Source organism: Aeromonas sp. Marseille-Q5825, assembly GCF_946892685.1.
GTDB lineage: Bacteria > Pseudomonadota > Gammaproteobacteria > Enterobacterales > Aeromonadaceae > Aeromonas > Aeromonas rivipollensis.
The window spans coordinates 1-25215 of record NZ_CAMPOU010000003.1 but is presented as its reverse complement, the minus strand read 5'-3'; the positions used below and the strand labels follow the sequence as shown (position 1 = coordinate 25215).

Genomic DNA, 25215 nt, shown 5'->3' with positions numbered 1-25215 from the left:
CGCAGCCCCGGGCCCCGGCCGCTCTGCCGCCTTCAGATTGCCCGCACCATCCACTACAATGGCCACCTGTTTGCATTCGGGGCCCCTCATCCGGCATGAGGGGCCCGCACTTTATCGGAAGCCCTCATGATCCCCTCTCGCCCTTTGTCTTTCTCCCCCTGGCGCCTCTGCGCACTGCTGGCTGCCGCCGTGCTGGCGGGCTGCGCCAGTGAACCGACACCCCCTACTCCTACTGTCGAGGAGGCCGCCGCCATCGCCAAACAACCCAAGGCGATGCAGCCGCGCAAGCCTGCGGACATGAAGAGCCGCATAGTGCGCTTCCTGCCGCGCCAGGTACAAGACAAGCAGGGCTGGGCCAACGACGTGGTGACGGCGCTCAGCACCCAGGGGCTGACGGTGAACGATCACAATGTCTGCTCAGTGCTGGCGGTGGCGGAGCAGGAGGCCACCTATCAGGCCGATCCCGTGGTGCCCGGCCTTGGCAAGATAGCCTGGAAGGAGATCAACGCCCGGGCCGCCAAGCTGCTCATCCCCGAGTTCGTGGTGCGCACCGCCCTCTCCATCAAGTCCCCCACGGGCAAATCCTACGCCGCGCGCATCGATGCCCTTCGCACCGAGCGGGAGATGAGCGAGATCTTCGAGGACATGATAGGGGCCGTGCCCATGGGCAAGCAGCTCTTTGGCAACCTCAATCCGGTACGCACCGGGGGCCCCATGCAGGTGAGCGTGGCCTTCGCCGAGGCCAACGCCCGCGGCTACCCCTATCCCGTCAAGGAGTCCATCCGCCACGAAGTCTTTACCCGCCGGGGCGGCATCTGGTTTGGTACCAAACACATCTTCGGCTATCCCGCCTACTACCCGGACACCCTCTACCGTTTCGCCGACTTCAATGCGGGCTGGTATGCGAGCCGCAACGCCGCCTTCCAGGCCGCGGTGAGCCGGGTCAGCGGCAAGCCCCTGGCCCTGGACGGGGATCTCGTTCGCTACGACTCCGACCTGCCCGGCAAGACGGAGCTCGCGGTGCACAGCATCGCCAGCCGCGTCAACATGAGCAAGCAGGCTATCCATCAGAGCCTGCTCAAGGGAGACAGCAGCGACTTTGCCCAGACCGACCTCTATCAGAGGGTCTTTACCCTGGCCGACAAGCAGGCGGGCAAGCGCCAACCCCGCGCCGTGCTGCCCGGCATCCAGCTGAAAAGCCCCAAAATCACCCGCAACCTCACCACCGCCTGGTTTGCCAAGCGGGTGGATGACAGGGAGCAGGCCTGCGTCAGAAAGATGGCGACCATTCGCTGACAGTCAGAGACAACAAGGGCGGCCCATTGGCCGCCCTTGTTTCAGTATCAACTGGATGTTCAGGGGTCAGGCCCTGGTGTCCTGCGTCGCCGTCCCTGGGTGCGTCTTCCCAAGGGTCAGCATCCCCCGGCATGTGGGGTATCCGCTGCATCCCCAGAACTGATTGCCTCTGTTTTCTCCCCGGCTGGCGGTACGCAAGACCATGGCATTGCCACATCTGGGGCAAGTCGGACTTGGGTCACCGAGCGGTTGGGCGGTGACAGGGGAGGGCGCGGTCCTCTTTTCGTCAGGCACTGCCTTGGCGGATAACGGCTTGCGTGGCGACTCGCTGTGACGCGCCTTCAGCTGTGCCACATGTTGCCTGTGGGTCTGCCAGTTGGCTGCCAGCCGCCCCTGCTGGATGGTCTCGACCACTCGGGTGACCTCGGCCGGGGTCAATACCTGGGTGGTTTTTCCTTTGATATGGCGGATCAGCCCGCGGTTCATCACGTTGTCCGGCATGGGGGTCTTGAAGGTGCAGTCGCCGATAAAGTAGATGACGGAGTGGAGCTGATGATCCGCCACCCCCAGCAGGGACTTGAGGGTCATCATGTGCAGGTGGTTCTGGTGCAGGGGATTCTGGAAGCTGTGCTTGCGGCGATAGATCTGCTGGGTCCAGCTTTTATGAGCCGGATTACCGAATATCCAGCCCTTCATGTTCTTGGTTTCAATCACGAATATCCCGACGCGGGAGACGATCACATGGTCTATCTGGGTGCTGCCCTGAGGGATGGGCAGGGTCACATCCTTGAGCAGGTGATATTCCCGCTTGTCGAGAAAGAGCCGGATGCTGAGGTTGATAAACCACTCCCCGATCACGCCCTTGAACCAGGGGCTTTTGACGAGGGTCGCCAGCAACAGCAGTGGCAACAGATACCAGAGCTGGTCGAGCAAGGGATAAATAACGGCAGAGAAGTCCATTTCATGTCTCCATGATGCCAACTGTTCGAGTGACGGGATCGCTAGAAACTCATCGCCAGCCCGATGGAGTAGCCGCTGGTGTTGTGGCTGAACATATAGCGGGCCACCAGCCGGGTGCGGGTGATGAAGATGTCGTACTTGCTGCTGTCGAGCTCGAACCCGAGGCCCAGGGAGTTGAGGCTGTTGAAGCCGAGCAGGCCTCGTTGCTCTCCCAGGTATTCGGTTCTGGCCCCCTCCAGCACATAGCGCAGCGGGCGATCCAGCAGGGTCCAGGTGAAGAGTGGAGCCCGGCGACGCAGGTAGAGCCCGAGGTTCTCCGCCTCGGCCTGGCCGGTGATGCTGTCGGCGGTGCCGGTGAAGCTCTGCAGGTGCTGATAGGAGTAGCGCAGCTCGACATCGATGTCCTGTGGCTTGGAGAAGAGCTCGTAATCGAGCATCAGGGATCCCCCCAGGCCATACACATTGAGCCGGCCGCCGTCGAGGAAGTCGAGGTTCCTGCCCGTCCTGTGCTGGATCAAGGCGGCGCCGATGCGCAGATCGCTCGCCACTGTGCCCAGGGTGAAGTTGGCGATGGGGCGCAACACCAGGTTGCCGCCAAAGCGGTCACGGTGCAGGCTGAAGTCCCAGCCGATGCCGCCGGTGGCGCTCAGGCTGTTCCATTTGGTGGGGATGGTGCGGGTCTCGTTGCCATCGGTGAACACGAACTGGGGATCGTAGCGGCTGTAACCCAGGGTGCCCTCCAGATAGATGGGGAAGCCCTCGCTCATGGTGGCGCCGCCGCCGAGCTGGGTGATGGTCAGGGCCGAGCTTTTGTTGGTGCCACCCCCTATGTCCAGGTTGCTGGCGGTGATGTCCGGCACCACAGTGAAGCTCATCAGGGAGACGACCGCATTGGCCCGCTGCTGAACCAGGGTCCCGTCATTGGCCTGAGCGGCCTGGTTGAAGAGCCCGAGCCCGCTCAGCAGAAGCATGCTTGCATGAAGATAAGAAGAGGGGGGATGCGCCATACCTAGCTCCGTGGACCTCCTCGTCCACTGAGGAGTCCTTACACTGTAACGGTTTTTCTGGCGCCATGGCAGCCCGGTTCAGTGCCAACTGACTATATTCTTTGCGGTTTTGCGGTTTTGCGGTTTTGCGGTTTTGCGGTTTTGCGGCTAAGGCCCAAGGGGACTCCCGGGGCGAGATCACCTTGTCGCCAGCGCACCGGGCTGGCGGGGCCGGATGACGGAGTATCCACATAAATGGCAGACATTAATTTATTGTTCAGTTCCCCAGGTGTATAACGGGCCTCCCGCAGGAGCTTATGGGGGTGGTACCAGGGAGGGGTGGCCAGACCGGGCCTTTGGGCCGTCATGACGGATGCGCATTACGTTGATGGGAGTCATACCAGATGCAGGACATGCTGCTTGCCATATGGCATCAGGACTTTGAGCAATTAATACAACTGCAGGCGGTCGGTCTGCTCGTCACCTGTCTGGTGGTGATCCTCTTTCTCGAATCGAGCTTCGTCTTTTTGCCGCTACCGGGGGACAGCCTGGTGCTGCTGGCCGGTGGTCTGGTGGGCATGGGAGTGCTCGGGCCCGAAGTGGTGTTCCTCTATCTGCCCCTGGCCGCCGGCGTCGGCAGCGTGATGGCGTATTGGCAGGGCCATGCGCTCCATGGTACCCGCTTCATGGGCCAGGTGGAGCGGGTGATCCCGGAAGGCAGTCTGCCCCGCGCCTCCCGGCTGCTCGAACGCTATGGCTTCTGGGCCATGTTCGTCTCCCGTTTCATCCCCTTCGTCAGGGTGCTGACGCCCATGCTGATGGGGATCTCCCGCCTGAACCTGCTGCGGGTGGCCATGACCAGCTTTGCCAGCGCCTTCCTCTGGGCCCTGGCCCTCAGCATGGTCGGCAAGTTCATGATGGCGACGCCGCTCTTGGCCGATCATCACGAGCTGTTGACCAAGTGCCTGCTGGTGACCTCCTTCGCCCTCTTCGTCATCGCCGTGGCCGCCATCGGCATGCGGCTGCTCAAGCGCTCGACCAAGAGAGCGCGCTGAGCTAAGCACTGGGATATAGGGGGAGGGGCCTGCCCCCTGTCCCTTGTCCCCAAGCCGCCCGTGTCAGGCGGCTCGCCCCGGTGGCGTAAAAATACAGGCCATTTGAGGCGGAAATCCTGATGCCTATCTGTTACACTTCGCGCCCGCCATTTTCCGGCTCATCTTCTGACGTGATGTCAGACCCAGCCGTCCTTGGCCCCAAGCCTCGCCGAGGCCGTGCCACATGCCGGCCCAGGCCACTTAAGCCAACTACAGCTCAGCTGGAACACAGGAACCCATTATGAGATTTGAATCGTTCGATTTTGCCCCCGAGATTTTGCGTGCCGTCTCAGAGTGCGGTTATCAGGAGATGACCCCTGTGCAGCAGCAGGCGATCCCGACCATACGCCGTGGCAGCGACGTGCTGGCCAGCGCCCAGACCGGGACCGGCAAGACTGCGGCCTTTGCGCTGCCCATACTGCAACGTCTGGTGGATAACCCGGCCCCGGCCCAGCCTTCCAACGCCCGGGTGCTGATCCTGACCCCGACCCGCGAGCTGGCTGCCCAGGTGGCGAGCAACATCAACGACTTCGCCAAGTATCTGGACATCAGCGTGCTGACCCTGGTCGGTGGTGGCAAGCAGGACGTGCAGGCCCGCAAACTCAAGGCCGGTGCACACATCATAGTGGCGACTCCGGGCCGTCTGCTCGAGCACCTGACCGCCTGCAACCTCAGCCTCTCCGGTGTCGAGACCCTGGTGCTGGACGAAGCGGATCGCATCCTCGACATGGGCTTCAGCGCCGATGTGCAGCAGATCCTGCAGGCTGTGAACAAGACCCGTCAGAACCTGCTCTTCTCCGCCACCTTCTCCGACGCCGTGAAGAAGCTGGCCAACCTGATGCTGGACAGACCGCAGATCATCAGCGTCAACAAGCAGAACTCCACCGCCGATACCGTCAGCCACACCGTCTATCCGGTGGAGCAGAAGCGCAAGCGCGAGCTGCTCTCCGAACTCATCGGCAAGCAGAACTGGCAACAGGTGCTGGTGTTCGCCAGTACCCGCGAGAGCTGTGATGTGCTGGTGGAAGAGCTGAACCTCGACGGCATCAAGTCCGCCGTGGTCCATGGCGAGAAGGCTCAGGGCAGCCGTCGCCGCGCCCTGCGCGAGTTCATGGAAGGCAAGGTACGGGTGCTGGTCGCCACCGAAGTGGCCGCCCGTGGTCTGGACATCCCGGATCTGCAGTACGTGGTCAACTATGATCTGCCCTTCCTGGCGGAAGATTACGTCCACCGCATCGGCCGCACCGGCCGCGCCGGCAAGAGCGGCATGGCCGTCTCCTTCGTCAGCCGCGAAGAGGAGCGCACCCTGCTGGAGATCGAGGCGCTGATCGGCCAGAAGATCCGCCGCATCATGGTGCCGGGCTACGAGGTGAGCAGCCGTGACGAGCTGATCAAGCAGTTGCAGGAGCGCCGCCGTTTCGGCAAGCGCCCGCAGCGGGAAGACAACGCCGCCGCTCAGGTAATGGCCGAGGCCAAGCTGCAGGGCCAGCGCCTCAAGCGTCTGGCGGCCGCCAAGAAGCCTCGCCAGTCGAAGTAAGAGGACAAGATGATGCAGGGGAGCCTTGGCTCCCGACTCAAGGCGCCGTTGGCGCCTTGATGCTGTTTACCGATCACCCAGAGGACGTGCGATGATCCCGCCAGTCAAGAACCCGCAAGATTACAATCAGGCCCTGCTCGACATGGCCACCCAAAGCCTGGCCGAGCTGGCCCGTACCGCAGAGCAGAAGGCGGGCAAGCGCACCCCGGCGCAAGAGAGCCACTTCCTCTGCACCTGGATGGCGGACTCCCTCAAGGAGAAGCGCTTCTCCCGCCTGGTGATGGAAGATTTGAAAGCCTGGGTGCAGCTGGGTCGCACCCTGGGGGCCGGAGCCGATCTCAAGGGGCTGCTGTCGCGCATCGTCTGCCAGTACGGCCGGGCCATGGCCGAGCCAGGGCAGTTGGGCGTCAGGCTCGCCACCCTGGTCGCCGAGCTGGAGAGCGCGGGTTGGCTGGTGTTTACCGACAGCGAACTGAGCGCCAAACAGCGGCTGCTGAGCCAGGGTCAATCCAGCCTGGTCATCTCGGCCAGCGAGTATCGGAGCCATATCGAGGGGGGAGAGCTGGTGAAGCCTCTTACCCTCTATGTGCGCGGGGATGAAAAACAGTTGGCACAGGCGGCCTTCAAGCAGGGCCTGCTGCTGAGCCAGGGCGACAAGAAGGCCACCCTGGTCAAGCACCACAAGGCCTACCGTCTGGTGCCGGGCAATGCCCAGCCCGCCCTGGCGCTGCTGGCCGAGGGCTGAGCCTGATCGAGGCCCTGACGCTCATGCCTCCCTCACTACCCCGGCCCTGTGCCGGGGTTTTTTATGGCTGATCGCCGTACAGGCCATGGATGCAGGGTGAGCTGACACTGATCCAGGGGGAGCGGCCCTCGTTACTTGCTGGGGGATCTGCCCCCCGCCACCGATTGAACCGCGCAGGCCATGGGCAGTGCCGGGGCAGCCTGGATGACTTTCAAGGAGGAAACATGGATCTGGAACAACTCAAACGGGAGCTGGAGCGATTTGGCGAACAGCATGACGAGGCGCAGCCATCCCGGGGCCGCAAGATGCTCAACATCACCCGTGACACCGGCGAACTGCTGGCGCTGCTGGTACAGACGAGGGGCGCTCAGGCGGTGCTTGAGATAGGTACTTCAAACGGTTACTCCACCCTTTGGCTGGCCGAAGCGGTGAAGAGACTGGATGGCCGGGTCACCACCATAGAGCTGGGCGAGAGTAAACGGGCCATGGCCGCCCTCAACTTTGAGCACGCCGGACTCGAACCCTGGATTGATCAGCTGGCGGGGGAGGCCGGCAGCCTGTTACCCAGCCTGCCGACGGCGGGTTATCAGCTCATCTTCCTGGACTCCGATCGCCAGCACTATCAGGGATGGTGGCCCGAAATACGGCGCCTGCTTGCCCCTCGCGGCCTGCTGGTGGTGGACAATGCCATCTCCCATGAGAGCGAGATGCGGGACTGGATGGCGCAGGTGAGGCGCGATCCCGATTTTCTGACCTCGCTGGTGCCGGTGGGCAAGGGGGAGTTTCTGGTGGTGAGACGCTAGGGCGCATCACCGAGAGTCAGGCATAAAAAAACAGCCCCGCGTTGGCGGGGCTGTTTGCTTGGGGAGGCTTGGATGGCAGCTTACACGGCCAGGTAGTCCATGATCCCTTCGGCGGCCTTGCGGCCCTCGTAGATGGCAGTCACCACCAGATCCGAGCCGCGCACCGCATCGCCACCGGCAAACACCTTGGGATTGCTGGTCTGGAAGGCATGTTCGGCCTGCTCGGGGGCCTTGATCCTGTCCCGGCTGTCGAGCTCGATACCGTGATCACGCATCCAGGGCTGGGGGTTGGGCTGGAAGCCGAACGCCATCACCACTGCATCGGCGGCCAGCACCTGTTCGGAGCCCTCGATCACCACAGGATTGCGACGACCGTTGGCATCGGGCGCACTGAGCTCGGTGCTCACTACCTTGATGCCGCAGGTGCGGCCCTGGGCGTCCAGCTCCACGCCGACCGGCTGGAGGTTGAACATGAATTCCACCCCTTCCTCCTGAGCGTTCTTCACCTCCCGCTTGGAGCCCGGCATGTTCTCGGCATCGCGACGGTAGGCGCAGATCACCTTGTCCGCACCTTGACGGATGGCGGTGCGCACGCAGTCCATGGCGGTATCGCCACCGCCGAGCACCACCACCTGCTTGCCGGCGAAGTCGATGTAATCGGCCTGCGCCTTCTCAAAGCCCAGCAAGCGGTTCGCGTTGGAGATGAGGTAGGGCAGGGCGTCGTAGACTCCCGGCGCCTCTTCGTTGGCAAAGCCGCCCTTCATGTATTTGTAGGTGCCGACCCCGAGGAAGACGGCATCGAACTCGCCGAGCAAGTCGGCGAAGGTGACGTCACGACCCACTTCGGTCTCGAGACGGAACTCCACCCCCATGCCCTCGAAGATCTCGCGACGGCGCTGCATCACCTCTTTTTCCAGCTTGAAGGAGGGGATGCCGAAGGTCAGCAGGCCGCCGATCTCCGGATACTTGTCAAACACCACAGGGGTGACGCCATTGCGCGCCAGGACGTCGGCACAGGCGAGGCCGGCGGGGCCGGCGCCGATGACGGCGACCCGCTTGCCGGTCTTCACCACCTTGGAGAGATCCGGGCGCCAGCCCATCTCGAACGCCTTGTCGGTGATGTATTTTTCGATGTTGCCTATGGTCACGGCGCCGAATCTGTCGTTGAGGGTGCAGGCACCCTCACAGAGTCTGTCTTGCGGGCAGACGCGGCCGCACACCTCCGGCAGGCTGTTGGTCTGGTGGGAAAGCTCCACCGCCTCCAGGATGCGCCCCTCGTTGGCCAGTTTCAGCCAGTTGGGGATGTAGTTGTGCACCGGGCACTTCCACTCGCAATAGGGGTTGCCGCAGTCGAGGCAGCGATCCGCCTGCATGCCGACCTGGGCCTGGTTGAAGGGCTCGTAGATCTCCACAAACTGGATCTTGCGGATCTTGAGCGGCTTCTTGGGCGGGTCGACCCGCTGGACATCGATAAACTGGAATACGTTCTGGCTCATAGGGTTCCCTCCTTATTGCGCCTGGATTCTGAGTTCTGCACTAGAGCGGCTGGTGTGGCCAAGCAGGGACTTGACGTCGCTGGACTTGGGCTTGATCAGCCTGAACTTGGGCACATAGGAGTCGAAGTTGGCCAGTATCTCCTCGGCGCGCGAGCTGCCTGTCTCGTTGAGGTGCGCCGTGATGATGCCGCGCAGGTGCTCCTGATGGATGGCAAGGTCCGCCACGTCCAGCAGTTCCACCAGCTCGGGGTTGGTACGCTTGGCAAAGTTGCCGCACTCGTCGAGCACGTAGGCAAAGCCGCCTGTCATGCCCGCCGCGAAGTTGACCCCAGTGGTACCGAGTATGGTGACGATGCCGCCTGTCATGTATTCACAGCCGTTGTCGCCAATCCCCTCGACTACCGCGAGGGCCCCCGAGTTGCGCACCGCGAAGCGCTCGCCCGCGGTACCTGCTGCGTAAAGCTTGCCGCCGGTGGCGCCGTAGAGGCAGGTGTTGCCTATGATGGCCGCCTCATGGGACTTGAAGGCCACGCCGACATGGGGTTTGACCACCAGCTTGCCGCCGGTCATCCCCTTGCCCACGTAGTCGTTGGCGTCACCCGTGAGTATCATCTCGAGGCCACCGGCGTTCCAGACACCGAAGCTCTGGCCTGCGGTACCGTTGAAGTGCACCCGTACCGGATCGGCGGCCATACCCTGGTTGCCGTGACGTTTGACTATCTCGCCGGACAGGCGCGCACCCACAGAGCGATCCGTGTTGCGGATGTCGTAGCGGAACTCGCCACCGCTCATGTTTTCCACCGCCTCCAGCAGGTCGTCCACCATCTTGAGGTTGAGCGGGCCCTTGTCGAAGGTGGGGTTGTGTTGCTGGCTGAACAGGCTGGAGCCTGCCGGTGCCACCGGGCTTGCCAGAATGCCGGAGAGATCCAGCTTGGCCTGACGGGCGGTGAGGCCTGGCAGGGCTTCCAGCAGGTCGGTGCGACCGATGAGGTCGGTGAGCTGGGTGACGCCGAGCTCAGCCATCAGCTCGCGGGTCTCTTCGGCGATGAACTTGAAGTAGTTCATCACCATCTCCGGCAGGCCGGTGAAGTGCTCGCGGCGCAGCTTCTCGTCCTGGGTGGCGACGCCGGTGGCGCAGTTGTTCAGGTGGCAGATGCGAAGGTATTTGCAGCCGAGCGCCACCATGGGGCCGGTGCCGAAACCGAAGCTCTCGGCGCCGAGGATGGCGGCCTTGATGATGTCGAGGCCGGTTTTGAGACCGCCATCCACCTGGAGGCGCACCTTGTGGCGCAGGCCGTTGGCCACCAGGGCCTGTTGGGTCTCGGCTAGCCCCAGCTCCCAGGGGGAGCCGGCGTATTTGACCGAACTCAGCGGGCTGGCGCCGGTGCCACCGTCATAACCCGAGACTGTGATGAAGTCGGCATAGGCCTTGGCTACGCCGCAGGCGATGGTGCCGACGCCGGGCTCGGAGACCAGCTTGACCGACACCAGGCAGTCCGGGTTGATCTGCTTGATGTCGAAGATGAGCTGAGCCAAGTCCTCGATGGAGTAGATGTCGTGGTGCGGCGGCGGCGAGATCAGGGTCACGCCGGGCACGGAATAACGCAGTTTGGCTATCTGGGCCGTCACCTTGTCACCGGGCAGCTGACCCCCTTCGCCTGGCTTGGCGCCCTGGGCCACCTTGATCTGGACCACGTCCGCGTTCATCAGGTAGTGGGGGGTGACGCCAAAGCGCCCCGAGGCCACCTGCTTGATGCGCGAATTCTTCTCGGTGCCAAAGCGCTTGGGATCTTCACCGCCTTCGCCCGAGTTGCTCTGACCGCCGAGGCGGTTCATGGCCACCGCCAGTGCCTCGTGCGCCTCAGGGCCCAGCGCGCCTATGGACATGGCGGCGGAGTCGAAGCGGGGGAACAGCTTGGCGGCGGGCTCAACCTGCTCCAGCGCAACCGGCGTCGTTCCCTGCTTGAGGACGAGCAGATCGCGCAAGGTGGCGACGGGGCGCTCGTTCACCAGGCGGGCGTACTCCTTGTAATCGGCGTAGTTGCCGGAGCGCACCGCCACTTGCAGGGTTTGCACCACGTCCGGGTTGTAGGTGTGGTACTCGCCGCCGTGGACGAATTTGAGCAGCCCGCCCTGGGTCAGCGGCTTGCGGCCGAGCCAGGCTTGGCGTGCCAGATTGACCTGATCCTGCTGGATGTCGGTGAAATCGGCGCCCTGAATGCGGCTTGAGACGCCGCGGAAGCAGAGCTCGACAACGGATTTGGACAGACCCACGGCTTCGAACAGCTGGGAGCAGCGGTAGCTTGCCACAGTGCTGATGCCCATCTTGGACATCACCTTGTAGAGCCCCTTGTTGATGCCGTTGCGGTAGTTGAGCATGGCCTGGCGCAGGCTCATCTTGAGCACGCCTTCCTCGACCTGTTTGGCCAGGGTCTCGTAGGCGAGATAGGGATAGATGGCGGTGGCGCCAAAGCCCAGCAGCACGGCGAAGTGATGCGGGTCGCGCACGCTGGCGGTCTCCACCAGTATATTGGCGTCGCAGCGCAGGTTGTTGTCCACCAGAGTGCGTTGCACCGCCCCCACCGCCATGGCGGCCGGAATGGGCAGGGTGTCGGCACTGATGTCTCTGTCAGACAGCACCAGCAGCACAGTGCCATTGCGGGCCTTGTCGGCCGCGTCGGCACAGAGCCGCTCCAGCGCCGCTTGCAGCCCCTCTTCGGGCAGGTAGTTGAGGCTCAGCACCGCATGACGGTAGTGCTCCCCTTCCAGCGCCAGCAGCTGGTGGAAGTCGGAGTAGAGCAGGATAGGCGACTGGAACAGCACCCTGTGGGCGTGCCCGAAGGTCTCGTTGAAGACGTTCTGCTCGCGACCTATACAGGTGGCCAGCGACATGACATGGTTTTCCCGCAGCGGATCTATGGGCGGGTTGGTCACCTGGGCGAACATCTGGCGGAAGTAGTCGTACAGGGTACGCTGGCTGGAGGAGAGCACCGCCATCGGGGTGTCATCCCCCATGGAGCCCACCGCCTCCTGGCCGTTCTCGCCGAGCACGCGGATGATTTGATCCAGCTCCTCGTAGGAGTAGCCGAACAGTTTCTGATAGGTCTTGAGCTGATCGTCAGGGAGCTCGCGGGCGCCTGTACTGGCGTCATCCATCTGCTCGAACGGCACCAGTCGCTTGCAGTGCTTGTCCATCCACTGCTTGTAGGTGTGACGGCTCTTGAGATCGTCATCGATCTCGAAGCTGGTCCACACCTTGCCGTTGCTGGTATCCACCACGAACAGCTCGCCCGGGCCGACCCGGCCCTTCTCCAGTACCTCGTCCGGGGTGTAGTCCCAGGTGCCGACCTCGGAGGCCAGGGTGATGAACTTGTCCTTGGTGATGACGTAGCGGGCTGGGCGCAGGCCGTTACGGTCCAGCGCGCAGGTGGCGTAGCGGCCATCGGTCATGACGATGCCGGCCGGGCCATCCCAGGGCTCCATGTGCATGGAGTTGAAGTCATAGAAGGCGCGCAGATCGTCATCCATGTTCGGGTGTTTTTGCCATGCAGGCGGGATCAGCAGGCGCATGGCCCGGAACAGGTCCATGCCACCGGCCAGGAAGAGATCCAGCATGTTGTCGAGGCTGGAGGAATCCGACCCAGTGGTGTTGACGAAGGGGGCTGCCTCTTGCAGATCCGGGATCAGCGGGGTGGCGAACTTGTAGCTGCGCGCCTTGGCCCACTGGCGGTTGCCGGCGATAGTGTTGATCTCGCCGTTGTGAGCGAGGTAGCGGAAGGGTTGCGCCAACGGCCAGCGCGGGCTGGTGTTGGTGGAGAAGCGCTGGTGGAACACGCAGATGGCGGCCTGCATGCGGATGTCGGCGAGATCCAGATAGAAGCGCGGCAAATCCACCGGCATGCACAGTCCTTTGTAGACGGTGACCAGGTTGGAGAGGCTGACCACATAGAAGTAGTCGTCGCTGATGCGCTTCTCGATGCGGCGGCGCACTATATAAAGGCGGCGCTCTAGATCCTTGTCGACCCAGCCTGGCGGCGCGTTGACAAAGACCTGTTCAATGCTGGGCAGGGACGCCTTGGCAATGGGACCGAGCACATTGGTATCGATGGGCACCTTGCGCCAACCGACCAGACTCAGGGTCTCTCTTTCCAGCTCCTCGTCGATGATGTCGCGGGTCTGCTGGGCCAATACGGGGTCCGGGTTCAGGAACAGCATGCCGACCGCATAGTTGCGGCCCAGGTGCCATCCCTTCTCTTCGGCGACAGCGCGATAGAAGCTGTCCGGTTTTTGCAGCAGCAGACCACAGCCATCGCCGGTCTTGCCGTCGGCGGAGATGCCGCCGCGGTGCTGCATGCGAGCCAAGGCTGACATCGCGAGACGGACAAGCTTGTGGCTGGCTTCCCCTTCCATGTGGGCCAACAGGCCGAAGCCACAGTTATCCCTCTCCAGCTTTGGATCATATAGTGACATTGCATTTCTCCCTTGCTCGGCCTTCCACCGCAAACTGCATAAATTGCGATTGGCTCTTGTGGTTCCGTCCGCCTGAGGTGGCGAATCTCCAAACTAATGGGATTTTCGGGCAAGGTCAATTGGACATCCCGCTTGTTTGCAATGTTACACCGCCATAACAAAATGCGGGTTTCAGAGACTCAATCCAGTTTTTGCTATACAAAAATCCATGAAATTTATTTTTTAAAGTTGATTGAACTGATAATGATGGATTTGGTGGTTGACTGCTTTGCGACGCTGAACTGTAGTAATTTTACCAATTCATCCCGTCGGGGGCGGGCGGTGATCACATTTCAGGATCCTGCGTCTTGCATTTATCCGGTTGCGGGCTAAGCGAGATTTTTGCAGTGCTAACAGCCGGTTAGAGGGGAGGCATAGTTCCACTTTCCCCTCTTTGTCGAAGGTCTGTGGTTTCCAAAAGTAACCTTAAAACCCTGTCTGTGGGTATTTATCGCACGCAATGTGAATATTTATATGGTTTTTGGGGGCGGGGCGGCTTGATCCAGCTCAGCCTGGCGGGGAGCCTCTGCCAGTACAATGACAGCTCATATCGGAGGTGTCATGCAGTTACACGAACTCATCAATACATTCGGCCAGGATCTCAAGCAGCGCCACGGCCAGAAGATCCACAAACTCTCCATCCACGGCGCCTTCACCTGCCCGAACCGGGACGGCACCCTGGGCCGCGGCGGCTGCACCTTCTGCAATGTCTCCTCTTTCGCCGACGAATCGACCCAGCAGCTCTCAGTGGTGCAACAACTGCTGGCGCGCCGGGACGAAGTGACCCGTGCCAAGCGCTATCTCGCCTACTTTCAGGCCTATACGAGCACCTATGCCGAGGTGGAATACCTGCAGCGCATGTATGAGGAGGCGTTGTCGGTCAGCGACATGGTGGGGCTCTGTGTCGGGACCCGGCCCGATTGCGTGCCGGATGCGGTACTGGATCTGCTGGCGGGCTATCAGGCCCGTGGCTACGAGGTGTGGCTGGAGCTGGGGCTGCAAAGTGCAAGCGACAAGACACTGCAACGGATCAATCGCGGCCACGGTTATGCCGCTTATGAGGATGCGGTAAGACGTGCCCATCAGCGCGGTATCAAGGTATGTGCCCATCTGATCGTTGGCCTGTCGGGCGAGGTGCCCATGGACAGCCTCGATACCCTGCATCGCATCGTTGCGACCGGGGTCGAGGGGATCAAGCTGCATCCGCTCCACGTGGTGGAGGGGAGCACCCTCGGCAAGGCGTGGCAGGCAGGGCGGCTGGAGGTGCTGACGCTGGAACACTATGTGGAGGCGGCTGTGGCCATGATCCAGCACACGCCCCCCGAGGTGGTCTATCACCGGATCTCGGCGTCGGCACGCCGTCCGACCCTGCTGGCCCCAGCCTGGTGTGAAAATCGCTGGACCGCCATGGCAGAAATTGCCGCTGAACTGACTCGATCAGGCCCCCAGGGGGCTGCCCTGGGCCGACCCTTCTCGCTCGCTCCTTTTAATGAGTGGCAACTCTAATTTCATTAAAAAAACAGAGGGTTATTAGATGAAATTCAGTCTTTGCAGTATAGTTTCGTTCAAGTCACCTTGATAAGATGGTCGGCTTGAAAAAGATATTGTTATCAATAACTCTTTAGTAATTAATGGACCGGGCAGGATATCTCGCACTCCTTGCCGTCATCAGATGACGTGTGTGGCTCCTCTCTTCCCGGTTTGACGATGTGTGAGTCTGGCGATGGCATTGGATGTCACTGCCGAGTGCGCTAATTGGGTTGTCGGTTCGCGATGATGGGATCTGCTCTGCATTCACAGGTCGCCACCAGGTTCCGGGTGATGATTTCCCTGCGACAACCGTCTGAATCATATTTTGACAGGATGCTATGCAAGCAGAAACCAGCCATATAGATGAACTATTGGAATGCCTGGTCTTTTTGACCCGTTTTTATGGCGTACCCAATAGTCAGGATGCCCTCACCACGGGCTTGCCACTGGTCTCGGGCCGTCTGAGTACGGCACTCTTCAGTCGCGCTGCCGAGCGTGGCGGTTTGTCCGCCCGTGAGGTGATCCAGCCACTCGAAAACATCTCTCCCCTGCTGTTGCCCTGCGTCTTGCAGACGCGGCAGGGCGGCGCCTGCATCCTGCTGGAGTGGAACAAGGACAGGAGCCAGGCCAAGGTCATCTTCCCCCAGGCCGGTGATGCGGCGCAGTGGGTCAGCACAGCCCAGCTGGGCGACGAGTACAATGGTCGGCTGTTCTTCGTCAAGAAGCAGTTCAAGTTCGATGAACGCTCCCCCAAGGTGCTGGAGACCCGGGACGGTCACTGGTTCTGGAGCACGCTGTTTGAATCTCGCGGCATCTATCGCGATGTGCTGATTGCCTCCATTCTCATCAACCTCTTTGCGGTGGCCAGCCCTCTGTTCACCATGAATGTCTACGACAAGATAGTGCCCAACCTGGCGTTCGACTCCCTCTGGGTGTTGGCGGTAGGGGCTATGGTGGTGTTCACCTTTGACTTCGTGATGCGCCAGTTGCGCAGCTACTTCATCGACATTGCCGGCAAGAAATCGGATGTGCTGCTGTCGGCCAAGATCTTTGCCAAGGTCATGGGGATGAAGATGGAGTCCCGCCCTGCCTCGACGGGGGCGTTCGCCAAGCATCTGCAGGAGTTTGAATCGGTACGGGAGTTCTTCACCTCCGCCACCGTATCGACCCTGATTGATCTGCCGTTTGCGGTCTTCTTCCTCTTCATCATCTGGCTGTTTGCCGGCGTCATGGTGGTGGTGCCCATCGTCGCCATGCTGATCCTGGTGGCCTACAGCTTCTATATCCAGGCACCGCTCAAGCAGTCCATCGAGGAGGGTTCCCGCCTGGCCTCCCAGAAGAACGCCAACCTGATCGAAAGCATCTCCGGCCTTGAGACCGTCAAGATCTTCGGCGCCGAGAGCATGTTCCAACACCGCTGGGAGCAGGCTGTGTCCCACATCTCAACCTGGGGCGTGCAGACCCGTCGCATCACCAATTCCATGTCCTCTCTGGCGAGCTATATCCAGCAGGTGGTGACTGTGGGGTTGGTCATCGTCGGGGTCTACCAGATCTCCGAAGGGCTGGTGACCATGGGGGGCATGATCGCCGCCGTCATGCTGTCCAGCCGCGCCATCGCTCCCATGGTTCAGCTCTCCGTGCTGTCGACCCGCTACAACCAGGCCAAGTCTGCCCTGGAGATCCTGGAGAAGATCATGATGACGCCGGGCGAGCAGGAGGAGGGCAGGCAGTACATTCACCACCCCATCATCCAGGGCCGCATCGAGTTCGAAAACGTCTCCTTCAAATACCCGGGCATGGAAAGCAGCACACTGCACAACATCAATCTGCGTATCGAGCCGGGGGAGAAGGTGGCCATCATAGGGCGGATCGGGGCGGGCAAGACCACCCTTGAGAAGCTGCTGATGGGGCTCTATCGACCGACGGACGGTCTGGTGCGCCTCGATGGCTTCGAGCTGGATCAGCTGGCGCCGGCCGCCATCCGTCGCAACATCGGCTGTGTGCCGCAGGACGTGACACTCTTCTTTGGCTCGGTGCGAGACAACATCATGCTGGGCAACCCGCTGGTGGATGATGCCCGGGTTGTGCGCGCCGCCAAGCGGGCCGGCGTCACCAACTTTACCAATCGGGATCCCAATGGGCTGGACCGGCAGATAGGCGAGGGGGGGCGTCAGCTCTCAGGTGGTCAGCGCCAGGCCATTTTGCTGGCCCGTGCCCTGCTCAACGATCCCCCCATCCTGGTGATGGATGAGCCAACGTCCAACATGGACAACCAGTCAGAGATGCATGTGAAGCAGGAGCTGGCAAGGCTGGGTCCTGAAACCACGCTGATCCTCATTACCCACAAGACCTCCATGCTGGATGTGGCCTCCCGGGTCATCGTCGTGGAGCAGGGGAAGATAGTGGCTGACGGCCCCAAGGAGACGGTGCTGCAACAACTGAAGGAAGGCAAGGTACGGGTGCAGGAGACGGCCAATGGCTAACAACTGGTTCAAGAAAACGGCACCAGACACAGTGTTGCCCGCCCCCGAGCACCTCGAGTATGTCGACGACGGTGCCGCCGCCGTCTTGTTGAGCACGCCAACCCGCGCCAAGGTGCTGCTCTGGGCCTGTTTCCTGTTCTTCATGAGTGCCATCATCTGGGCCGCCTGGGCGGAGCTTGACGAGGTCACCGTCGGCCAGGGCAAGGTCATTCCGTCCCGCCAGCTGCAGGTGATCCAGAACCTGGAAGGGGGGATCGTCAAGGAGATCTTCGTCAAAGAGGGTGACATAGTCGAGGAGGGGCAGCCTCTGCTGCGCATAGACGATACCCGCTTCAAGTCGGATTTTCGCGAGCGTGAACAGGAGCTGGTGATCCTCAAGGGCGACATCGCCCGTCTGCGTGCCGAGATCCGCAGTGTGGTGGTCAAGAGAGAACCCAACCTCGGCTGGCGTGAGCAGGTGGTCATCGACAAGCAGCCCATCGTCTTCCCCGAAGGGTTCGAGAACGTCTTTGCGGAATACGTGGCCCGTGAAAAGTCGGTACAGGACGAGCGCCTCAACAATTTGAACAACCAGCTCTACATTCTCGGTCAGCAGATCGAGCAGAAGGAGCAGGAGACCATAGAGCTCAATGCCAAGATAAGGACGGTGAGTCGCAGCGTGGATCTGGCCCGCCAGGAGTTGAACATCAGCCGGCCTCTCGCAAAAGAGGGTATAGTTCCTCAAGTGGAGCTAATTAAACTGGAGCGGCAGGTCAACGAGATGCAGGGCGAGCTGGAAGCCAACCGCCTGCTCATCCCCAAACTCAACTCAGTGCTGCGGGAGACCATCTCCAAGCGCAATGACATCGCCTTGAAGTTCAGAGCGGACTCCCAGACCGAGCTCAACGAACGTCAGGGCAAACTGAGCCAGTTGTCCGAGGGCCAGGTCGGTCTGCGGGACAGGGTCGATCGTACCAGCGTGATAGCGCCGCTCAAGGGCACCATCAAGAAGCTCAAGATCAATACCCTGGGAGGGGTCGTACAGCCTGGCATGGATCTGATGGAGATAGTGCCGCTGGAGGATACCCTGCTGGTGGAAGCCAAGGTATCACCCAAGGACATAGCTTTCCTGCGACCCGGGCTGGAGGCCGTGGTCAAGATAACCGCTTATGATTTCACTGTTTATGGAGGTTTACATGGCAAGGTTGAACAGATAAGTGCCGACTCGATCCAGGATGAGGAGGGCAACTCCTTCTATCTGGTTCGGGTGCGTACCGAGAAGAGTTATCTGGGCGATGAGCTTAACGCACTTCCCATCATCCCCGGTATGTTAGCCAGTGCAGATATCATTACTGGCAAAAAAAGTGTCCTAGACTACTTGCTCAAGCCCATCCTGCGGGCTAAGCAGTCGGCACTGAGAGAACGATAAGCCAACAATCTAAAAACAACATGACTGGAGATACCATGAAGAAGACGATTGTTGCCATGCTGGTTAGTGGCACCATACTGTTCCCGGGCCTGAGCCAGGCACAGACACTGGAACAGTCAGTGGCACAGTCACTGGCTACCCATCCGAAAATCAAGGAAGCTTTTGATCTCTATCAGGCACGACTGTACCAGCATGATGGAGCCAAGGGCGGCTACTATCCCACCATAGATCTGCGTGGCGGCGTTGGTTACGAGAAGACCGACAGCCCCTCGACCCGTGCGGCGGGTGCCAACTCGCAGACGATCGATGATTCCATGACTCGAAAAGAGGCCGGGATCAGCCTGCGCCAGATGCTGTTTGACGGCTTCGATGTCAGCAGCAACGTGGCCCGGACCGATGCCGCAGCCCAGGCCCAACGTCTGGCCATGATCTCCGAGGCGGAGAACACGGCGCTGCGTGTGGCCGAGGTGTACCTCAACATGCTGCGTCAGCAGGAGATCCTGGAGCTGTCCAAGCAGAACCTGGAAACCCACGAGCAGATCCGCAGCGACATCCAGAAACGGACAGACTCAGGTTTGGGCTCGACCGCGGACCAGACCCAGATAGATGGTCGTGTGGCACGTGCCTATTCCAACCAGGCGGCCGCGGAGAACAACTATCGGGATGCCGAGAGCGAGTTCATCCGGGTCGTGAATGAGGTGCCCAAGGATCTGGTGCAGCCAGCGCCCAACAGCCAGTTGATCCCGGCCACCCTGGAGGATGCGCTGAAGACGGCCACCGAGGTTCACCCGACCCTGCTGTCCTCCCTGCAAGACATCGAAGAGGCCAAGTATCAGCATGAAGGCTCCAAGTCCGGGTTCTACCCGAACGTGGCCTTCGAGGTGGATCAGAACTGGAACGAGGACATCGATGCGGTCAAAGGACGCAACGACGATCTCACCGCCATGGTCCGGATGCGTTACAACCTGTTCCGTGGCGGCTCCGATCTGGCTGAAAGCAAGGCCACCTCGGCACTCTATTCCCAGGCAAAAGACATTCACCTGAATGCCTTCCGTCAGGTGGAAGAGGGGACCCGCCTCGCCTGGAATGCCAAGGAGTCGCTGGCCAAGCAGAAAGTCTTCCTGAAAGAGCACGTGGACGCCAGCTACGACACCGTACAGGCGTACAAGAAGCAGTTTGGTCTGGGACAACGGACCTTGCTGGACGTGCTGAACACGGAGAACGAACTGTTCGAGGCTCGCCGCAGCTACATCACGGCCGAGTATGACTCCCTGCTGGCGGATTACCGTATCCTCAATGCCACCGGGGGACTGCTCAATGCCATGAATGTACAGCAGCCCGCTGATTGGCAGGCCAACAACAACTGATGGTCATCGTGCTGATGTCATATCAGTCAGAAGAAATGGCTGCAGCTTGCTGCAGTCATTCTTTTATGTATTTGGCTTTCAACTGAAGATTGCAATGGCATGCCGCAGGGGAAACATGTGACATCGTGGTGCAAGGCAGGGAGCTGCAGGCTCTTCTGGCCAGCATGGCTCATCCGCCCCGTGCAGTGTTGGCGGCTCCAGCTGTTGTGGCTGGTGCTGCTGTCTATCCCTCTGCTGCTCAGCGCCAGCCAGCCCTTGTCGTCGGAAGATCTGAAGCTGGTCAAGCGGGCGGAGGAGAGCTATGGCCCTCGTGCAGGCAAGCGGGTCACCAGCTGGCGCACGCTGGCCATGCAGAACCGGGCTGCGGGTCTGACGGAGCGGCAGAAGCTGGAGAAGGTGAACCAGTTTTTCAATCAGATGCAGTTTATCGATGACATCAAGCTGTGGCGCAAGAAGGATTACTGGGCGACCCCGCTGGAGTTTTTGGGGGCGGCTGGCGGAGATTGTGAAGACTTCAGCATTTCCAAATACTTTACGCTGCTGGAGCTTGGCATCCCGGATGAAAAAATGCGGATGGTATATGTCAAGGCATTGGATTATAACCAGTTTCATATGGTTGTTGCCTATTATGAGACGCCCGCATCAGTGCCTCTCATTCTGGACAATCTCGTCGGTGCCATTCGCCCGGCCAGTCAGCGGGCGGATCTGGTGCCAATTTACAGCTTTAACGGTAGTCACTTGTGGTTGATGAAGGCGCGTGGTCAAGGGGAACTGGCCGGGCAATCATCCCGCTTGGGATTATGGACTGACTTACGCAATCGCATGACTTCAGGGCGATTGGCTCGGCCTGTGGTGAATTTGGATGATTAACCTATGACGCTCTACAGACAACTATTGGCAACCATGCTGTTACTGTTCGGATTGCTGTTTGCCGCCACCTACTGGGTACAGTTCAATTCGACCCGCAACTATCTGGCGCAACAGCAGGAGACCACAGTCATCAACACCTCCACCGCCCTGGGTCTGGCGTTGACGCCGTATCTGGAGAACGGGGACAAGGTGAGTGCCGAATCCGTCATGAAGGCCGTGTTCGACGGCGGCTACTATCGACTGGTCCGCCTCGATCTGCTGGCTTCCAAGGATGTCATCGAACTGGAAAACAGCAGCAACATACAGGGAGTGCCGCAGTGGTTCATCGAGCTGGGCCTCTTCCCTGAGGTATCCAACGAATCCATTCTGACCTCGGGCTGGTTGCAACTGGGCAAGCTGAAGATAGTGGGCCATCCGGGACAGGCCTACTACGAGCTCTGGAAGGGGATGAGCGAGCTGGCGACCTGGTTCCTGGTGGGCTTCCTGATCACCACCATACTGCTGATGCGGGCACTCAACTACCTGCTCAAACCGCTCAAGCTCATCTGCGAGCAGGCGGTCGAGATAGAGCTGCACCACTTCGGACACACCATTCCCGAGCCCAAGAGCCGCGAGTTGAAACAGGTGGTGCAGGCCATCAACACCCTCTCGAGCAAGCTGGCGGTGCAGTTCAAGGAGCAGGCCGATGAAGCCGAGAACCTGCGCGCCCGGGTCTATGTGGATGCGGTCTCCGGGCTTGGTAACCGCTCCTACTTCATGGGACAGGTCAATGCCTGGATCGCCGAAGCGGGACAGGGGGGCGTCATGCTGGTGGCCGTCGACATGCTGGACGATCTCTATCGTGAGGAAGGCTATGCGGCGCGGGACAACATGGTCAAGTCTATCGCCCAGGTGCTCAGGGAGCTGCTGGACGGCTGGGATGGTGCGGCGCTAGCCCGGATCTCGGCCACCGAATACGCCCTGCTCTGTCCTACCGATGATCTGTCACAGCTCAAGGATCTGGCGGAGCTTATCAATGGTCGTATCGCCGATCTGGTGGTCAATCCCATGGGTGAGAGCGGTGCGCTCTCCGTGGTCGGGATCGCCGGCCGTGATGGCGATGATGACCTCTCCGCCCTGCTGACCAAGGCGGACAATGCGCTGGGCAAGGCGCGCAACGAGCGACGGGGTGCCGTCGTCATGGAAGGGGGCTCGGATCAGGGGTTGATGGGGCGCCTGGCCTGGCGTGATCTGGTACAGGATGCAATGGCCCGAAACCTGTGGCGCTTCAAGGCGCAGCCTGCCTGTCGCTTCGATGATGGTACGCGCCTGCATGCCGAGCTGTTCGCTTCCATCTCGCGGGATGGGACCGACTATTTCGCAGGCCAGTTCTTGCCCGCCATAGAGCAGTTCCAGATGGGGGCCGAGTTTGACAAGGCCGTTCTGGAAGCCTGCGTGCCCCTGTTCAAGCAGCAATCCGAGCTGGTGCTCGCGGTCAACATCACCGCAGGGTCGCTCTGTTCGGATGAGTTCCTGACCTGGCTGAGCGGCTATCTGGCCGTGAATGGCGAGTTGAAGGAGAGACTGCTGTTCGAGATCCCTGAGGCCGCCATCATGAAACACAAGCAGCATGTGACCAACCTGGTCGAGGTGCTGCGAGAGCAGGGCTTCCTGTGGGGGGTCGATCACTATGGTCGCCACTTCCAGTCCCTCGGATATCTGGAGGAACTGGCCCCTGCCTACGTCAAGGTGGATCATGGCTATACCAGCCAGGTCATGGAGCCGGGAGCAGATACCTCCTTCCTGGCAGCGGTCTGCCGGGCTGCCCACAATGCGGGTGTCACGACCATCGCCACCCGAGTGGAGGATCAGCAGCAGGTCGAGGTGCTGGCCAGTCTGCATATAGACGGTTATCAAGGCTTCGTTCATCCGGCATTCCCACTGCCGTGAATCACGCAATCATATTGAAAAGGGCCCCAATGAGGGCCCTTTTTTATATCCATTTAGAATATATGAAGGTGCTTTGCTGCGATGAACATGCAGAAGGGCTGAAAGGCGAGTTGTTAGTGTATTGATTTGTCTGTGTAAAAAACATTCATTCGATTCGCTGCATCGGATGAAGCCAAACAGATTCAATGTTGTACATTTTTGCAACTGAAGCTCGATGGGCGCGCATCTAGAGTGTAGGCATCAAGATCTGTCACCCTGGAGCAATGGATATGCGCACCCAAATCATCGACAAAACCGTCGTCGTCTCTTCCGTGGAAGGCAATGTTCAGATCCTGCTTGCCGATGGCAGCAGCCGTCCTCTCCAGCCTGGCGAGATATTGCAACCGGGCGCCAAGCTCAATATTGCCGACGATGCGAAATTGATGTTGGCACCCTACGATGACAACCCCGGGCAGGCCGCAGCCGCCCCCGCCGAGACAGATATACCGGCCGAAGGGCAACCCTCATCATCGGCCGAGAACAGCAACCTCCCTCCAGAAATTGCGGCCTTGCAAGAATCCATCCTGCAAGGGGTCGACCCGACCAAGGACTTTGAAGCCGCCGCAGCCGGCGGGGCGCCTGCCGCTGGTGGGGGTGGCGGCATCGGCGGGGTCGCGGGGGCCAGTGGCAACGGCGGCTTTGTCGTCATCGATCGTGTCGGTGATGCGACCATAGCCGAGGCCGGATTTGATACCAGCTATGACGCCTTGCTCGATCAGAATGTGCTGCAGGAAGACGATCTTCTGCCAGAGAATGAGCTCGATGATCTGGGTGAAGCCGTCGTGACCTTGGAAGACTCTCAGGTTAGCGGGAATCTGCTCGAAAATAGCACCAATCCTGACGGACCAGCTGATGCCTCTATCGTTTCATATGACTGGGGTATCAACATCGGTGTGCCTGTTGGAGTTGCTGCCACCATTACTGGTGTGGGCACGCTGATCATCAACTCGGATGGGAGTTATACCTTCACGCCAGCGCCTAACTATGATGGCGCCGTTCCCCCAATAAATTATCAGGTGACTGATGGCCAGGACACAGTGACATCGACACTCGTTATCTCCATTACCCCGGTAGATGAAGAAGTAGGTCTTGCTGGGCTGGCTCGGGAAGGGGGTGAGGTACAAGTCAGTGATACCAATTTAGCGGATGGTTCGGCTCCCAATGCCGCAGCTCTGACTCAAAGTGGAGTGTTTACCTTCAATGCTCCTGACGGCGTTCAGAGTTTGACTTTGGGTGGCGTTACATTAATCACCAATGGCCAGTTAGGCGCATCGTTTCCACAGTCCATTATCAGCCCGTTTGGAAATGTACTGACCATCACAGCGGTGACCTACAACCCGGTGACTGGTGCAGGACAAGTCAGTTACAGCTATACCCTTGGCGATAATGAAGACCATACAAGACCTGCCAATGACACCTCCCTAAGCGAAAGCTTTAACGTGGTGCTGATCGATAGTGATGGTGATACGGCCAGCGATACCCTTGATGTCACCATCTTGGATGACATACCAACTCTGGCTGATGGGGAAGAACAATCTGTGCGTAGTTTGGTCCATGAAGATGCGCTGGCCAGCGGCAACAGTGAAGGGGCTGAACAGAATGTGAGCACAATAGGTTTGGCTGGCACCCTCAATGGGCTGGTCAACTTTGGTGCCGATGGGGCAGGCAGCTTTGGCCTTGGCAGTGATATCAGCAGCTTGGAAGAACAGGCGCTGACCAGCGGTGGTGTGGCGCTGAGCTACGGTGTGGCGGGCAATGTGCTGACCGCCAGTGCTGGTGGGGTGCAGGTCTTTACCCTGACCGTGGGTGCCGATGGCAGCTACAGCTTTACATTGAGTGGCCCACTGGACCATCCGGTTGCAGATGGTAACGACAGTGAACTGCTATCGGGTGGGGGGATCGACTTCTCCGGCGTATTGACTGCCACCGATGGTGACGGCGATCCGCTGGTAGGTGGATTCCCGGCGGGCAGCTTTATGATTGATGTGCAAGACGACGTGCCTGTTGCCACCAATGATGGTTTGCTGGCGACGCTAAGCGAGAACTCTTCTGGGGTGACCATTGGCACGACGGCCACATTGCTCGGGGACGACAATTACGGCGCTGATGGCGCGGCGGCCACCGGTTCGCTGGTGATCGGCACAGGCGACAAGGGTGGCACGG

Annotated in this window: 16 protein-coding genes; 12 read left to right on the top strand and 4 right to left on the bottom strand. The window is 60.4% G+C overall.

Annotated elements, in window-relative coordinates:
- Nucleotides 1-126: 126 nt before the first annotated feature.
- On the top strand, nt 127-1296 hold the full coding sequence (locus tag OC537_RS08480) for a DUF1615 domain-containing protein (protein ID WP_262110784.1): 1170 nt from the start codon (nt 127-129) through the stop codon (nt 1294-1296).
- Between the two features lie 66 nt (nt 1297-1362).
- Here OC537_RS08480 and OC537_RS08475 read toward each other — a convergent pair whose 3' ends face one another.
- Nucleotides 1363-2256 (bottom strand): nuclease-related domain-containing protein, encoded by an 894-nt coding sequence (locus OC537_RS08475; protein ID WP_262110783.1) that lies wholly within the window; start codon nt 2254-2256, stop codon nt 1363-1365.
- Nucleotides 2257-2297: 41 nt separating this feature from the next.
- Entirely contained in the window at nt 2298-3263 is a 966-nt protein-coding gene (locus OC537_RS08470) for an autotransporter domain-containing protein (RefSeq protein WP_262110781.1), read from the bottom strand.
- 383 nt (nt 3264-3646) lie between these two features.
- Here OC537_RS08470 and OC537_RS08465 point away from each other — a divergent pair, with 383 nt between their 5' ends.
- The 4 genes from OC537_RS08465 to OC537_RS08450 all read left to right on the top strand — a co-directional run bounded on the left by OC537_RS08465 (nt 3647) and on the right by OC537_RS08450 (nt 7421).
- Nucleotides 3647-4297, top strand: a complete 651-nt coding sequence (locus OC537_RS08465) for a DedA family protein (RefSeq protein WP_106886458.1) — start codon at nt 3647-3649, stop codon at nt 4295-4297.
- A 280-nt stretch (nt 4298-4577) separates the two neighbouring features.
- Complete coding sequence (locus OC537_RS08460; protein ID WP_162520135.1) at nt 4578-5873, top strand: DEAD/DEAH box helicase; 1296 nt, start codon at nt 4578-4580, stop codon at nt 5871-5873.
- A 91-nt stretch (nt 5874-5964) separates the two neighbouring features.
- Nucleotides 5965-6618 carry a DUF2913 family protein gene (locus OC537_RS08455; protein WP_262110780.1) on the top strand — a complete coding sequence of 218 codons (654 nt, stop codon included), beginning with the start codon at nt 5965-5967 and terminating at the stop codon, nt 6616-6618.
- Nucleotides 6619-6842: 224 nt separating this feature from the next.
- On the top strand, nt 6843-7421 hold the full coding sequence (locus tag OC537_RS08450) for an O-methyltransferase (RefSeq protein ID WP_262110778.1): 579 nt from the start codon (nt 6843-6845) through the stop codon (nt 7419-7421).
- Between the two features lie 80 nt (nt 7422-7501).
- Here OC537_RS08450 and OC537_RS08445 read toward each other — a convergent pair whose 3' ends face one another.
- Together OC537_RS08445 and gltB are read right to left on the bottom strand one after the other, a co-directional pair.
- Nucleotides 7502-8917, bottom strand: coding sequence for an FAD-dependent oxidoreductase (locus OC537_RS08445; RefSeq protein WP_262110777.1), 1416 nt, complete (start codon nt 8915-8917; stop codon nt 7502-7504).
- A gap of 12 nt (nt 8918-8929) precedes the next feature.
- Nucleotides 8930-13387, bottom strand: coding sequence for a glutamate synthase large subunit (gene gltB, locus OC537_RS08440; protein WP_168235333.1), 4458 nt, complete (start codon nt 13385-13387; stop codon nt 8930-8932).
- Between the two features lie 600 nt (nt 13388-13987).
- On the opposite strand from gltB, the gene OC537_RS08435 reads away from it, so the two are divergent.
- From OC537_RS08435 to OC537_RS08405, 7 genes are all read left to right on the top strand, one after another.
- Complete coding sequence (locus OC537_RS08435) at nt 13988-14932, top strand: TIGR01212 family radical SAM protein (protein WP_262110775.1); 945 nt, start codon at nt 13988-13990, stop codon at nt 14930-14932.
- Between the two features lie 362 nt (nt 14933-15294).
- Entirely contained in the window at nt 15295-17439 is a 2145-nt protein-coding gene (locus OC537_RS08430) for a type I secretion system permease/ATPase (protein WP_262110774.1), read from the top strand.
- Entirely contained in the window at nt 17432-18847 is a 1416-nt protein-coding gene (locus OC537_RS08425) for an HlyD family type I secretion periplasmic adaptor subunit (RefSeq protein ID WP_025327371.1), read from the top strand. Before OC537_RS08430 ends, OC537_RS08425 begins: the two co-directional genes overlap by 8 nt.
- A gap of 35 nt (nt 18848-18882) precedes the next feature.
- Nucleotides 18883-20214, top strand: coding sequence for a TolC family outer membrane protein (locus tag OC537_RS08420; protein ID WP_106886469.1), 1332 nt, complete (start codon nt 18883-18885; stop codon nt 20212-20214).
- 99 nt (nt 20215-20313) lie between these two features.
- Nucleotides 20314-21084 (top strand): transglutaminase-like cysteine peptidase, encoded by a 771-nt coding sequence (locus OC537_RS08415; RefSeq protein WP_410050465.1) that lies wholly within the window; start codon nt 20314-20316, stop codon nt 21082-21084.
- 3 nt (nt 21085-21087) lie between these two features.
- On the top strand, nt 21088-23013 hold the full coding sequence (locus OC537_RS08410; RefSeq protein WP_262110772.1) for an EAL domain-containing protein: 1926 nt from the start codon (nt 21088-21090) through the stop codon (nt 23011-23013).
- Nucleotides 23014-23282: 269 nt separating this feature from the next.
- Nucleotides 23283-25215, top strand: a 1933-nt coding sequence (locus tag OC537_RS08405) for a retention module-containing protein (RefSeq protein ID WP_262110771.1), incomplete at its 3' end; no start/stop codon positions are given.